At 59.6% G+C, this 13,298-nt stretch carries 10 protein-coding genes and 1 pseudogene; 4 read left to right on the forward strand and 7 right to left on the reverse strand.

The window, feature by feature from the left end:
• Nucleotides 1–214 precede the first annotated feature (214 nt).
• A complete protein-coding gene (locus SBC1_RS34320; RefSeq protein WP_165104738.1) occupies nt 215–1,261 on the reverse strand; it encodes an AraC family transcriptional regulator in 1,047 nt (348 codons plus the stop codon).
• Between the two features lie 206 nt (nt 1,262–1,467).
• Here SBC1_RS34320 and SBC1_RS34325 point away from each other — a divergent pair, with 206 nt between their 5' ends.
• From SBC1_RS34325 to SBC1_RS34335, 3 genes are read left to right on the forward strand one after another with little or no spacing between them, the layout of a single operon-like run.
• Nucleotides 1,468–2,376 (forward strand): SDR family oxidoreductase, encoded by a 909-nt coding sequence (locus SBC1_RS34325; RefSeq protein ID WP_165104739.1) that lies wholly within the window; start codon nt 1,468–1,470, stop codon nt 2,374–2,376.
• Nucleotides 2,373–3,941 carry an NAD(P)/FAD-dependent oxidoreductase gene (locus tag SBC1_RS34330; RefSeq protein WP_165104740.1) on the forward strand — a complete coding sequence of 523 codons (1,569 nt, stop codon included), beginning with the start codon at nt 2,373–2,375 and terminating at the stop codon, nt 3,939–3,941. The genes SBC1_RS34325 and SBC1_RS34330 overlap by 4 nt, the downstream gene beginning before the upstream one ends.
• A gap of 24 nt (nt 3,942–3,965) precedes the next feature.
• A complete protein-coding gene (locus SBC1_RS34335; RefSeq protein WP_165104964.1) occupies nt 3,966–4,922 on the forward strand; it encodes an alpha/beta fold hydrolase in 957 nt (318 codons plus the stop codon).
• A gap of 41 nt (nt 4,923–4,963) precedes the next feature.
• Here the strand turns inward: SBC1_RS34335 and SBC1_RS34340 are convergent.
• The 6 genes and pseudogenes from SBC1_RS34340 to SBC1_RS34365 all read right to left on the reverse strand — a co-directional run.
• A pseudogene (locus tag SBC1_RS34340) lies at nt 4,964–5,122 on the reverse strand (lycopene cyclase family protein); the annotation flags it as partial.
• Nucleotides 5,123–5,172: 50 nt separating this feature from the next.
• Complete coding sequence (locus SBC1_RS34345; RefSeq protein WP_165104741.1) at nt 5,173–6,594, reverse strand: coniferyl aldehyde dehydrogenase; 1,422 nt, start codon at nt 6,592–6,594, stop codon at nt 5,173–5,175.
• A gap of 51 nt (nt 6,595–6,645) precedes the next feature.
• Nucleotides 6,646–8,286, reverse strand: coding sequence for a 3-(methylthio)propionyl-CoA ligase (locus SBC1_RS34350; RefSeq protein WP_165104742.1), 1,641 nt, complete (start codon nt 8,284–8,286; stop codon nt 6,646–6,648).
• A gap of 149 nt (nt 8,287–8,435) precedes the next feature.
• On the reverse strand, nt 8,436–9,254 hold the full coding sequence (locus SBC1_RS34355) for a GDSL-type esterase/lipase family protein (protein ID WP_165104743.1): 819 nt from the start codon (nt 9,252–9,254) through the stop codon (nt 8,436–8,438).
• A complete protein-coding gene (locus SBC1_RS34360; protein WP_243830320.1) occupies nt 9,254–10,492 on the reverse strand; it encodes a glycoside hydrolase family 1 protein in 1,239 nt (412 codons plus the stop codon). The genes SBC1_RS34355 and SBC1_RS34360 overlap by 1 nt, the downstream gene beginning before the upstream one ends.
• 218 nt (nt 10,493–10,710) lie before the next feature.
• The gene (locus tag SBC1_RS34365) at nt 10,711–12,165 is read right to left on the reverse strand and encodes a carbohydrate porin (RefSeq protein WP_165104744.1); all 1,455 of its coding nucleotides are present in this window, start codon (nt 12,163–12,165) and stop codon (nt 10,711–10,713) included.
• Nucleotides 12,166–12,562: 397 nt separating this feature from the next.
• Here SBC1_RS34365 and SBC1_RS34370 point away from each other — a divergent pair, with 397 nt between their 5' ends.
• Entirely contained in the window at nt 12,563–13,261 is a 699-nt protein-coding gene (locus SBC1_RS34370; RefSeq protein ID WP_165104745.1) for a TetR/AcrR family transcriptional regulator, read from the forward strand.
• The last annotated feature ends 37 nt before the right edge of the window (nt 13,262–13,298 follow it).

Genomic DNA, 13,298 nt, shown 5'->3' on the forward strand with positions numbered 1-13,298 from the left:
AATAGCCGCTAATTTGCAAACAGGAAAGTCTGTTTTATTGTGCAACGCAATGCATCGGGCCAAATTTCCAGCTACCGTCGCGCTCAATCATCAGCCCCGCTTAGCGCTGCAGCTTAGGTCTGCCACCTGGACGCCGGGACATTAAGAATCGCTAAGCTCCCTTCAAGGACGCCCTAAAAGACCAAGCAGCATTAGCATCGCCCCATCGATAGTCCTAAGTAAGCGCAACCGGAACAGAACTCCGAACTGCTTTCCGATAAACATTCGGCGCCACGCCATGCCAGCGTTTAAAGGCTTGGGAAAATGTCGACGAATCGCTAAAGCCGAGGCGCAAGGCAATGTCCGCCATGCTGAGCTGCCGGTCCTTTAGCAACTCCTCCGCCACTGCGCGTCGCGACTCCATCAAGAGCGTCCTGAACGACGTACCCTCTTCCTTAAGACGGCGTTTCAAGGTGCGTTCACTCACATTGATGATCCTGGCCATCGCAGCAAGATCCGGCAACGAACTACCGGGAACGCTAAGGTATTGCCGGACGATCGTCGATGTCCCGGACCGCGCTCGGCGGCGCTCGATAAGCTCTGCGCACATCTGCTCGCACATGGTTGCGGTGATCGGATTGGCCTGCGGCAGCCGCCGGTCCAGATACGCCAGATCAAACGACAAACTGTTCATCTTGGCCCCGTAATGCGGGGTCGCCCCGAACACACCGCGTGCCTTCCCGCGCCGGGGATTCGTCCGGTTCGGCTCCGCCCTGAACGTCAGCCGCTCGATTCTAAAATCCGGGCCGGCAATTTCGGAGAGCAGCACCGCAGCGCCCGCCATGTCGCCTTCCACAAGAAAGCGCGTCAGGTCGCGTCCCAGGTCCGGCTCGCCGAATGTCAGTACGCCGAGATTGCCTTCCTCGTGATACGAGATCAACGTGAACGCGAAGGTAAGCGGAATGAAACGAAGCGCGAGCGTCAACGCATCTCTCATGGTCGCGCTGCTGATCAGGCCGTAGCCCCACACACCGTAAGCCGAGAAGTGATGGCGAAGTCCCAGTTCGATCCCGAGTTGATCCGGCGCGCCCGTCAGCTTCAACAGGTTGCTGATGACGCGCAGCTCCTGCGCGGCTGATAGTTCGGCATTGGGATCATCGAGTTGCGTGAGCGCAAGGCCGCTGCCCTCGAGCAGCCTTGCGGGCGAAAAGCCCTTCGAGCGAGCGTAGTCGACCAATAGCCGGGTGCGTGCAGGGCCGCGTCTGAAGTCCCAGAAACTCATCAGTGGATACCCTTAAAGGACGAAATTTGGCCCAAATACTAAAACACCTGTCCCGTTGCGCCATTGGTGTATTCCCGCTGCAACCCCACTATGCATCTCCACTGAACTGGCATTCAACGCAGCCGCAGAACCTGTGCGCTCACACGCGGCGTGCGGGATTTCGCAATTGAAAAGGCTTAAGGGCAGAGTTACCAAGGGACGCGTTCATGAAAAGCTTTGAGGGGAAAGTCGCCGCGATCACGGGCGCCGGGTCGGGCATGGGTCGCACCCTGGCGGTCGAGCTCGCTCGGCGAGGTTGTCACCTTGCGTTGAGCGACATCAACGAAGCAGGGTTGGTCCAGACCGTGAAAGAATGCGTCGTCCATGGAGTGCGCGTTACATTGCAGCGCCTGGATGTCTCCGACCGCGCAGCCGTTTTTTCATGGGCGCGGCAAGTCTCGGAAGATCATCGGCGCATCAACCTGATCTTCAACAACGCGGGGGTATCGCTCGCGGCTCCGGCCGAGACGGCAAGGATTGAAGACTTCGAGTGGATCATGGGCATTAATTTCTGGGGCGTGGTGCATGGCACGCAGGCCTTCCTGCCCTACCTGCGCGCGTCGGGCGACGGGCATGTGATCAACACGTCGAGTCTGTTCGGCATTATCGCTATGCCGACACAGGGCGCATACAATGCCAGCAAATTCGCAGTCCGCGGCTACACCGAGGCGTTGCGGATGGAACTAGAAATGGAGGGCGTGCCTGTGAGTGCTACCTGTGTTCATCCCGGCGGTGTTGCGACCAACATCGCAACCGCATCGCGGATCGACGACAACATCAAGTTGCTGACGGGCCAGGACGCGGACGCACATCGCCGCCAGGCTAATCGCCTGATCAACGCGACCAAGCCAGACGATGCAGCGCGCCAGATTCTTGCAGGCGTCCAGCGCAATGCGCGCCGCGTGCTGATAGGCAGCGACGCCCGGCGTGTCGATTTCATCTCGCGGCTAATGGGCTCGGCTTACCAGACCTATGTACTGCGTTTTCATCGCAAGATGCAGGAACGTCGCGCGAACAATCCGCATGCTGCTCGGCCCACTCAAACCGCCGCTTCGACGCACAAGGATATTGCATGAGACCGGCTACCCACGCGAGCGGCCCCTCGCCTTCATCTTCATCTTCGCTTTCATCGCGCGCCGATGTTGACTTTGACGTGCTCATCGTGGGCGCCGGTTTGTCCGGCGTGGCCGCGGCGCACTACCTGCGCGAGCGCTGCCCCTCCGCCCGGTTCGCCATACTTGAAAGCCGCTCCACGATGGGCGGCACGTGGGACCTGTTCCGCTATCCCGGCGTGCGCTCCGACTCTGACATGTTCACGCTCGGCTACAGCTTTCGCCCGTGGCATAGCGACAAATCGATATCCGATGGTCAGACGATCCTCGACTACATCCGGGGCGCGGCTCAAGCATCCGGCATCGACAAGACCATCAAGTTCGCTCACAAGGTGACGGGCGCGAACTGGGATTCGCAGGCCGCACGCTGGACGGTGCAGGTTCAGCGTACCGACGGCCATGTCGAAACAGAAACGCGCTACACCTGCAAGTTCCTCTACATGTGCAGTGGTTATTACGACTACGACGAAGGTCACGCACCGCGTTGGCCCGACATGGAGAAGTTCAAAGGCCGCATAGTCCATCCGCAGCATTGGCCCGCCGACCTGACCTATGCGAACAAGCGCGTTATTGTGATCGGCAGCGGCGCCACGGCGGTGACCCTGGTGCCGGCAATGGCGGACACGGCGAAACATGTGACCATGCTGCAGCGCTCGCCCACTTACATTTTTTCGCTGCCTGCACGCGACAAGATGGCAAACACGCTGCGCAAATGGCTACCGTCAACGCTCGCGCACAGGCTTATCCGCAGCAAGAACGTGCTGCTGACTATGTACTTGTACAACCGCGCGCGACGCAAGCCGGAAGAAACCAAACAGTTGCTCATCAGGGCGGCAGGCAAGCAGCTAGGACCCGAGTTCGACGTCGGCAAACACATGACGCCTCGATACAACCCGTGGGACCAGCGCCTGTGTCTTGTCCCGAACGGAGACCTGTTCAAGGCGGTGCGCGCCGGCAAGGCATCGATCGCCACCGACGAGATCGAACGCTTCACGGAGACCGGCGTGCGGCTGCGAAGCGGTCAGCATCTCGACGCCGACCTGGTGATTACCGCTACAGGACTGAAACTCAAGATGCTCGGTGGATCAGTGATCTCCATTGACGGACGCCAGATTTCCCTCGGAGACACGGTGTCGTACAAGGGCATGATGTATAGCGATGTACCAAATCTTGCGTCGTCGTTCGGCTATACCAACGCTTCGTGGACCCTGAAGGCCGAGTTGATCGCGCAGTATGTCTGCCGGCTTGTCAATCACATGAAGGCGAACCACTACGATGTTTGTGTGCCGCGTCTGAGAGACAACGAAATGGGTTCGCTGCCCGCCGTTGACCTGACGTCTGGCTACATTCAGAGAGCGTCGAACATCCTGCCCAAGCAAGGGCTTCACAAGCCATGGAAGTACCATCAGAACTACCTGCTCGATCTTGCGTCGCTCAGGTTCGGTGCCTTGAGCGACGGTGTCATGCAGTTCGAGCGACGCCCCATAACAACAGTCAGGCTTAAGCGCGAAGCGCAAGAGCACGCATAAAAACAGAGGTAACACGTGACGTTTATTTTCCTGTCCATCGTCGCTGTTTGCGTCATCGTGATCGCGGGGCTTGTTGCTTTTTCTCTGTACATTGCGCGCCGTGTCGGACAGGCGCTGCCCCCGCAGGGTCAGTTCATCGACATAGGTGCGGACCGTATTCATTACGTCGAATACGGGAGCGGCCCGCCCATTGTCTTCGTCCACGGGTTAAGCGGACAGTTACGCAACTTCGCGTATCTGCACATGAATACGCTCGCGCAAACGCATAGGGTGATCGTCATCGACCGGCCAGGCTCGGGGCATTCAACGCGAGGCGCAGGATCGTCCGCCAGCATCTCGGCACAGGCACGAACCGTGGCGATGTTCATCGACGCGATGGGCCTGGACAAGCCGGTGCTGGTCGGACATTCATTGGGCGGCGCCATCGCGCTGGCGGTCGGCCTCAATCATCCGGACAGCGTCAGCCGGCTGGCGTTAATCGCCCCGCTCACCCACCTGGTTGAAGCCGGTCACGCCTTCGGCGGCCTGATGATCCAATCCTCGCTGATACGGCGGATCGTATCGGTCACGGTGGCCACTCCGTTCGCTATCAAGGGCAATCGCGCGATCATGGATATCGTGTTTGGTCCCGATCCCGTCCCCAGGGACTTCGGTATCAAAGGAGGTGGGTTGCTTAGCTTGAGGCCTCGCAGTTTCTATGCGGCGTCGTCCGACCTGATGGCAGTGGCCGGAGAACTCCCGGGCATGGAAAACCGTTATGCAGGTTTGCGCCTGCCCGTAGACGTGCTTTACGGCCGCGAGGACAGGATATTGGATTGGCAGAGTCACGGCGAAGCGCTCAAACGAAAGCTGGATAAGACAAATCTGCGATTGATCGACGGCGGCCATATGCTGCCGGTAACGGCCCCGTTAGTGACAATGGAGTGGCTTCGGACGATCGCCGACGAAACGCTGACGACACCTGTTTCTCCAGTCGCGTGATGGTCGCCAAGTTTCCAGGTTGGTTGACCGGCGCCGCGGTTGGCGACGGCAGCCGCCGCTATGTTCACGAGCGCGCTGTTGCCGCTTCCTCCCGCTTCAAGAACGCAGACCGTGACTGCAGGATCCTCCGTCAGCCGTCCTGCGACGACACACCCAGCCGAGCCTGCGCCGATCACGACGAAATCGAAAAGGTCACTCACTCTGGTCTCCTGCCCTGTAGTCGGCGCACGTCACGCCGCTGGCGTTTTGATTACGTAATGCGCTTGATCAGCCGCAGCATCAGGTCGAAGGTCTTGCCGTAAGGTGGATGGAAAAGACGGGTGCCATTGAGGCGCGCCTGATAGAAAACGGGTTTCTCCTTGCTGAAGGTACGGAAACCCCATTCGCCGTGATAAGCGCCCATGCCGCTCGGGCCAACTCCGCCGAACGGCTGCGCTTCCTGCGCCAGATGCCACAGACAGTCGTTGATCGTGACACCGCCCGACACCGTTTCATGCAGCACCCGGTCACGATTAGCGACGCTTCGGCCAAACCAGTAAAGCGCAAGAGGCCGGTCGCCCCGGTTCACCATGGCAATGGCCTGGTTAAGCCCGTCGTATTCGATAATGGGCAGCAGCGGCCCAAAGATTTCCTCGCGCATCAGACGTGAGCTTGCGGCCGCACCGACCACCAGCGTTGGTGGGAATTTGCGGGTGCCTTCGTCGAAGCGTTCGCGGCCCGGATTGACTTCGACAATGCGCGCACCGCCATCACGCGCTTCCCGCAGTATCGCCAGCAGCCGCTCACGATGCCTCATGCTGATGATCGCCGTGTAGTCGGGATTGGAGATCAGCGTGGGATAGAGGCGCGTAATGGCCGCCTTGAGTTGATCGGCGACGCTGTCCGCCAGACCCGCCGGCACGAGGACATAATCCGGAGCAATGCAGGTCTGTCCCGCGTTCAGGAACTTGCCGTAAGCAATGCTCGCCACGGCGGCAGGGATGTCGCAGGAGGCATCGATTATTGCGGGCGATTTTCCGCCGAGTTCAAGCGTCACCGGGGTAAGGTTTGCCGCGGCGGCCTGGGCGACTTGCCGGCCGACTTGCGTCGATCCGGTAAAGAACAAGTGATCGAACGGCAGCCCGGCAAACGCCTGACCTATGTCCACGCCGCCACTCACTACGCTCAGCTCATCCGGCGCGAACGAAGCGCTAACCAGGTGATCCAGCAGCTCGGAAAAGCGCGGGGTCAGTTCGGACGGTTTGAGGAGCACCCGGTTACCAGCGGCAAGGGCCGCCAGCGCCGGCCCCAAAGATAGTTGAATGGGGTAATTCCACGGCGATACGATGCCGATCACGCCAAGCGGTTGCCGCAACAGGCGGTTATAGCCAGGCCGGAAGTGCAGGCCGGTCGCGACTCGCTGCAGACTCATCCAGTGCTTCAGATGTTTGCGCGCGTGGCGGATTCCGGCGCGCACGACAAACAACTCGGCGATCCGCGTCTCATGAGCGGACCGCCCGCCGAAATCGGCGTCGATCGCACGCACGAAGTCGCTTTCATGATTCTCCGTCAGCGCAAGCAGCCGGTTCAAGCGGTCCATGCGAACGTGTAGCGGTGGATTCGATTCCCCCGCGAACGCCCGGCGTTGCATCTCGAAGCGTTCTTCCAGGAAAGAAGGCGAGCTGACCTGCATGGTCTGTTTCCTGTGTGTGGAATGACGCTAGCTTACGCGCTTGGTACCGGGTCAGGCAGTTGCCGATTGCGGACGGCCGTGGTGCCCTTTGAACTGCTCGCGCAACTGATGCTTGACGACTTTCCCCGTGGCGCCAATCGGAAGTGCATCGACAAAAATCACGTCGTCCGGCACCTGCCACTTCGCCACGCGCCCCTCGAAGAAAGCCAGCATTTCGCCCGTGCTCAGCAGGACGTTTGACTTTGGAACGACCACGAGCAACGGGCGTTCGTCCCACTTCGGGTGAGGTACTGCAATACACGCAGCCATCGCCACGCCAGGATGAGCCATGGCGACGTTCTCGATGTCGATGGAACTGATCCATTCCCCACCCGACTTGATCACGTCCTTGGCCCGATCCGTGATCTGCAGGAAACCGTCTGAGTCGATAGTGGCAATGTCGCCGGTGCGAAACCAGCCGTCGTCCAGATTCTCGTGGTCCTGCTTGAAATAACCATCGACCACCCAGGGTCCGCGAACCATCAGTTCACCGGAACTCGCGCCATCTTGCGGCAGCTCCTGACCGTCGCTATCCACAATGCGGAGATCCATGCCAAAGACCGGGCGGCCCTGCTTGAGCCGTAACGCCCGTTGCTGCTCCTTAGGCAGCGCGAGATGCTTGCGCTTGAGCGTATTGACGGTGCCCAAGGGCGAAAGCTCGGTCATGCCCCAGGCATGCGCGACCTCTATTCCGTAGTCGTCCGCGAACGTGTCGATCATGGCGGCAGGACAAGCCGAGCCACCCACGATCGTTCGCTTGAGCGTAGAGAAGCGAAGATTGTTGCTCTGCACATGGTTCAAAAGCATTTGCCAGACAGTGGGCACACCCGCGGCAAGATCCACAGCCTCTGACTCGATCAGTTCGTACACCGACTTGCCATCGAGTGCCGGCCCCGGGAACACTAGCTTCGCGCCGGTCAGCGCGGCGGAATACGGCAAACCCCATGCGTTGACATGGAACATGGGGACGACCGGAAGCACCGCATTCCTGGCCGACAGATTCATTGAATCGGGAAGCGCTACAGCGTAGGCATGCAGGACCGTCGAGCGATGGCTATACAAAACACCTTTTGGATTGCCGGTGGTCCCGCTCGTGTAACAAAGGCTGGACGCTGAGTTCTCGTCGAACGACGGCCACGGATAGGAGGCATCTGGGAAGCCGTCGATCAGACTCTCGTAGCACGCAATGCCGTGCGCAGTCATGCCCTCTGTCACGCGGTCCTGATCGCATAGCGCGACCCAGTGGCGAACGCCGGGGCACTGCGATTGAATGGCTTCCACCAGCGGCAGGAACGTCAGGTCGAAGCAGACCACCTCGTCCTGCGCATCGTTGATGATCCAGGCCAGCTGCGCTTGCGGCAAGCGCGGATTGAGCGTGTGCAATACACGTCCCGACGCCGAAACCCCGTAGTAAATCTCAAGGTGCCGGTAACCGTTCCAGGCAAGGGTCGCCACACGCTCCCCGTGACTTGTTCCGGTCGTGTCAAGCCATCGCGCAAACCGTCGCGCGCGGCCCGCTACACCGTTCCAGTTCGTGCGATGCAGATCGCCCTCCACCCGCCTGCTGACAATCTCACTGTCGCCGTGGCAGCGATCCGCAAACTCGAGAAGCGACGCTACGCTCAGGGCGTGGCCCTGCATGTTTCCCAGCATTGCATTTCCTCCGGCCGCCTTGAGTGGCAGCTCGTCCGGCTACATGGTGTCGTCGGGACGGCCAACCACCAATGGTCTATTGGGACACTTGCTTTAGTATTCGGGCCAAAATCCATGCTCTAGGGGTATCTCCCCATGAGCATGTGCCCTCATTGCGTTGCCTCGGTCAGAGCGGCGAGTGCGATAGGACGCATCACGTCGTATCCCGCCGCCGTGGGATGCACCCCGTCGCGCGTCAATTCGGCGCGCAAGCTGCCGTCCGGTGCCGCGAGCGCTGAATGATAATCCGCGAAAACAAGTCCACGCTCAGCGGCCACGGCCCTGAGCCACGCATTGATCTCGGCAATGCGGGCACGCGGATCGATGCCCGGACGCCAGGCAAAACTGCCCGCCGGGGTGACGCTGCCGAGAATCACGCGCACGTCGAAGGCGCGCGCCAGCGTGACCATCGCGATGATGTTGTTCTGGTAGTCCGCGAACGTCGTAGGTCCGGTGTTGCCGGCGAGATCGTTTCCTCCGCACAGCAGGTGGACCACGGCGGGCTTCAGTTGAATGACATCGGCCATGAAGCGCAGCAGGATCTGCGGGCTGGTTTGTCCGCTAATGCCACGGTTGATCACGCCGCCGCTAATGAGGCCATAACGGAACATTCCCGGGTCGCCCGCGAGCCAGAATTCAGTCAGCGAATCGCCGATGAACACCGCCTTCGGCGACACTCCCGCAAGCGTGCGGTTCGCGTCCCGGTACTGACCAAGATTGGGCCAGTCCCGCGCTCGCAGTGCTTCTTCACGGGCCTCACGCGCGGCCAGCACCGCGGGGTCATGCGCCCGGGCGAGCAAGTCGGCATCGAAGGGACCGGGCGCCACATAGGCATTCACGAACCGAATTTCGTCCTCGGTCGGACCACTGCCGTGCGAGTCGAGCTGGTCGACCATGCCGGCCGTTGGTATGGGTACTGCGTCGCTCATCAGAGTTCTCCGCGGCGCGCAATGGCGCCTAAATGAAACGCGCTCGGCTTGGGCCTGCGCTCGAAAGTTTCAAAATCGACCTCGACGAGACCGAAATGCTGATCGTAGCCCGACGTCCATTCGAAGTTGTCCAGCAAGGACCAGTGAATGTAGCTGCGCACGTCGAACCCTTCGTCCAGGCACTGGCGTACTTCCGCGAGAGCGGCATCAATATAGGCCACGCGACGCGTATCGTCGTTAGTTGCGATACCGCTTTCGGTGACGTAGACGGGTCGCCCGGTGCGGCTTGCGGCCAAGCGGATTGTCGCTCCCAGCGCCTGCGGATAGAACTCGTAACCGGCCGCCGTCATCTCCGTACCGGGCGCGAGTTCAGCTTGTCCGCGTGCATCCACGCGTACGCGGGTGTAGGTCTGCACGCCGATGAAATCGGTCAGCGCCGCTTCGTCTAGCCAGGGGCCATAGAGGCTGTCGGTAATGTACTCGGCCAGATTCCCTTCGCCCACGCCTTGCACTTCCTGCATCGTCAGATTGAGGCCGACCGGAAAATTACCCGGCCCTGCCTTGATGGCTTGCGCCGCCTTGCGGTGGGCATCGATCAACACGGATTCCGTCTTCTCGACATCGGCGAAAAGCAGTGATGAAAACTGCGTCGAGCCACAACGCTGTGCGCAAGCGGCCAGCATTGCACTGATGGCCGGCTTGGATTCGGGCGTCATCAGAAGGACCTTGATCAGACGCTGGATGTTGGCCTCGTTGAAGGTCGTGGCGGCCGCCAGATTCTCGCCCAGACGCCGGGTTGCCACTTCCGCGAAGCGTGCGAACAGATCGGCGCCGTCCTTGACCTCGAAACCGCCGCGCGCCGCGAACCAGCGCGGCACCGTGAAATGGCTATAGGTGAGCATCGGCGCTAATCCACGCTCAAGGCAGCAGTCGAGCAAGCGCGCGTATCGATCCAGTTCAGCCATCGAAAATTGGCCGGGTTCCGGTTCTATGCGCGCCCACTCGATTCCAACTCTATAGCAGTTGAAACCCAGGTCGGCGGCAATGGCGATGTCTTCGTCGAAGCGGTGATAACTGTCGCACGCGTCACGTGATGGCTCGCGGAAAACGGTGGGGCTCACATGCTCGGCGAGCCACACATCCGAGCTGACGTTATTGCCTTCGCTCTGATGCGCCGATATTGCCACGCCCCACAAAAAGTCCTTGGGTACCGCGCGTGGCGCTTTGTCATTGATCAAAATCACTTCCTCCGTCTGTTACGGTTTCGTCGCGTCATCGATCATCGGGATAGAGAAGACGCAGCAGTTCGCCGGATACAGTTACTGGGTTTTCAGCATCCGTTCGATCTCGCCTGAATAGAACCTTGGGCAAAAGCCCGTGTTGCTGCAACGAGTCCCGATGACCCGGCCCGCTGCGCCGCCCTTCCCCTGGAGTGATGCCTGCAAGACGTGATCAATCAGAACACCACGGTTGCGCCGGTGGTCAGCAAAAGAGCCGCTGCATGCGAAGGGAACAACACAGGCTGCGTGGTATACGCAAGGCTATTGGTCCAGTAGACGCCCCGGGCCACGTGGAACGCATAGGACAGCGAGAACGTATTGCTGCCTGTAATGGCGGTCTCGGTCGTCACCAAATTTATGTACTGCTGAGTTTTTTGACTAATCCATTGATGGGTGTAGCCGATGCTGATCATGTCGTAGGGACGGGAGTCAAACGGGCCGAGACTATAAAGCGTGGCTGCAACGTCCCGGCTAAACGGATTCTTGCTTGCATCCGCGAAGTCCACTTTGACATCCGCGTAAATACCGCGATAGGTGTAGAACTGATCGGGCTGGGTGAACTGCCGGGTAATAGCGACGTAGAACCCTTTGTTACCGTAAGTCGGCTTGCCGACCCCATAGTCAAAATAGTCGCTCGTGTTGTACACGGCGCCAGCTCTCAACCAGAAAGCACGCTGGTTCGCGGCGGACGTGATCCGATACCCCGCTTCGTCGATATAAAGAGCCCTTGCACCAGGAACGCTAAAGTCCAGACCCGATGAATTCGCCTGGGAATCTGCCTGGAACCCCTGCGGGCTCATGCTTCGCGTAACGGCGAAATGGTTATAGAACCGCATGTCGGGTGTGTACAGGCGAATGTCGAAAGTAGGAGCCGGCTTGACCGACGGAACACCTAGTTCGTAAAACATACTACTGGCGGGACCCAGCGCGGACGATGCAACGGTCGTTCCCAACGTAAAGCCGTAAAAGCTGTTCGACGGCGTCTGAAATCCGTACTTGATACGTATTTGATGGTTATCGAACTCCTGTTCGATCGCCAATTCCCCGACATATGCGCTACGAATACCCGATCCAAGATAGCTGGTTTCGTCCCAAAGTCCGGAGATGATGAACTGCGAATCCTTGCTGAAGCCAACCCGAGAGAGGTCGTAGGTCAGAATGGCCAGCGCCGATTGAGCGTAAGTTGCACGTTGACCGGTATAGGACTGCGGGACACTGCTATCCGGATGCAGCAGGTCATAAGTTAAGCCGCTGGAGATACCACCCTGAAGCAACCAGCCGTTCTCGTACATCTTCTCGCGCAGACCGCCCATGCTCGGCGAAACGCTGTCGCAAGTGGTTGACAGCGGAGTCTCGATACCCCGCTCGCGATCCTGGTCGTAGGCGAGGCAGTTCGTGGTCTTCGCTGCTTGAGCGATGCTGTCGTCGGCTCGTGCGAGCGTCGCGGAAAGGCTCAGTGCGAGCCCAAGACCCGCCACGTGCAGCAGTTTTTTCCCGCTGTCCCGCGCTCCGAAAACCCGGCGCACTTCCGCGTGCGCCGCAAACCGCAGCGCCATTTTCTTCGATTGCTCTACGACATTACTACGCGCATCGGCAGACTTCGCCGACCTCCGCACAGGGGTCATTCTCATGGTTGCTCGTCTCCTGATGTTTTTCTGGTTACTTGCCTGAAGCAAGTGCGTCACAGTAATTCGATAATAACAAACAGGCAAGACTGTTTGTGAATGTGCGAGGGTATTTCCCGATCGGAAAACGGGGCTGAAGAGCGCCGCCTGACGTTTTGCGGCCCTATGTGGAAGTCTGGGATGAAGCCGGAAAGTCCCATAAAATAAGGCTTTCCGGACAGATTCAGCTCAATGCGCGGTGAGCTAGCGCCCACTGACACCCAGGCAGGTTCCTCTTGCGATAAAAACCAATAGACTTGTTTGTTTGTTTTCGTCTATTGTTGTGCTGGGCAATCTTGGCAAGTACGAGCAGATAAAAACGACGATGAAGTCAACTAAACAGAGAGACGTAACCCAACCAGCCATGAGACAACAGACGAGAGAAAAGCCGCTTCGGACGTTACCGCTCCAAACCGCTCCGGAACCCGTTGGAGAACCAGCGCGGCGGCCGCAAGCCCAGCGAAGCGCGGAGACACAGGCCAAGCTCATTGCAGCGGCCATTTCCTGCCTGCACCGGTTCGGCTACAGCGCGACGTCGGTGACCATGGTGGCGGACGAAGCCGGGGTAAGCCGCGGCGCAATGACCCATCAATATCCAACTCGGACCGACTTGATGCTGGCCGTCGTCGAAGCGGTGTTCGAACAGGACGTCCGGCATTACGAGCGCACGGTCAATGAGAAAACGCCGATGCAATGGATACGCGAGCTGCCGGCGACCATGTGGGAAGTGATGAGCCAGCCTTCGGGAACCGCCGTCATCGAGATCATGCTGGCCTCCCGCTCGGATCCCGAACTGGCCGACAAGCTGCGTTCAATGCAGAACGCTATCGACCGTCTATCGCATCCGTGGATCATCGAGCGCCTGGAAGCGGCGGGTTTGCGCGATCGTCCAAACGGCGAGGCGATTCACCGCTTGTTTGTCGCGGCCATACGCGGACTGTCGCTCGAAGCGCTCTTCAGGCGTGACCGGGCCGACGCTGAAAACTCGGTCGCAGTGCTGAGCGAGTTGCTGCGTCTTCTCTACCCCGAGATGGAAGCCGAGCCCGCGCAGCAGAGCAACTGAATTCGATCGGGGCCGATGAACCCCGTCTTATGCTTGT

Source organism: Caballeronia sp. SBC1 (assembly GCF_011493005.1).
GTDB lineage: Bacteria > Pseudomonadota > Gammaproteobacteria > Burkholderiales > Burkholderiaceae > Caballeronia.

Excerpts from the sequence above, each read along its gene's own strand:
- SBC1_RS34320 (WP_165104738.1), bottom strand. The coding sequence starts at position 1,261 with ATGAGTTTCTGGGACTTCAGACGCGGCCCTGCACGCACCCGGCTATTG.
- SBC1_RS34325 (WP_165104739.1), top strand. The coding sequence starts at position 1,468 with ATGAAAAGCTTTGAGGGGAAAGTCGCCGCGATCACGGGCGCCGGGTCG.
- SBC1_RS34330 (WP_165104740.1), top strand. The coding sequence starts at position 2,373 with ATGAGACCGGCTACCCACGCGAGCGGCCCCTCGCCTTCATCTTCATCT.
- SBC1_RS34345 (WP_165104741.1), bottom strand. The coding sequence starts at position 6,594 with ATGCAGGTCAGCTCGCCTTCTTTCCTGGAAGAACGCTTCGAGATGCAA.
- SBC1_RS34350 (WP_165104742.1), bottom strand. The coding sequence starts at position 8,286 with ATGCTGGGAAACATGCAGGGCCACGCCCTGAGCGTAGCGTCGCTTCTC.
- SBC1_RS34355 (WP_165104743.1), bottom strand. The coding sequence starts at position 9,254 with ATGAGCGACGCAGTACCCATACCAACGGCCGGCATGGTCGACCAGCTC.
- SBC1_RS34365 (WP_165104744.1), bottom strand. The coding sequence starts at position 12,165 with ATGAGAATGACCCCTGTGCGGAGGTCGGCGAAGTCTGCCGATGCGCGT.
- SBC1_RS34370 (WP_165104745.1), top strand. The coding sequence starts at position 12,563 with ATGAGACAACAGACGAGAGAAAAGCCGCTTCGGACGTTACCGCTCCAA.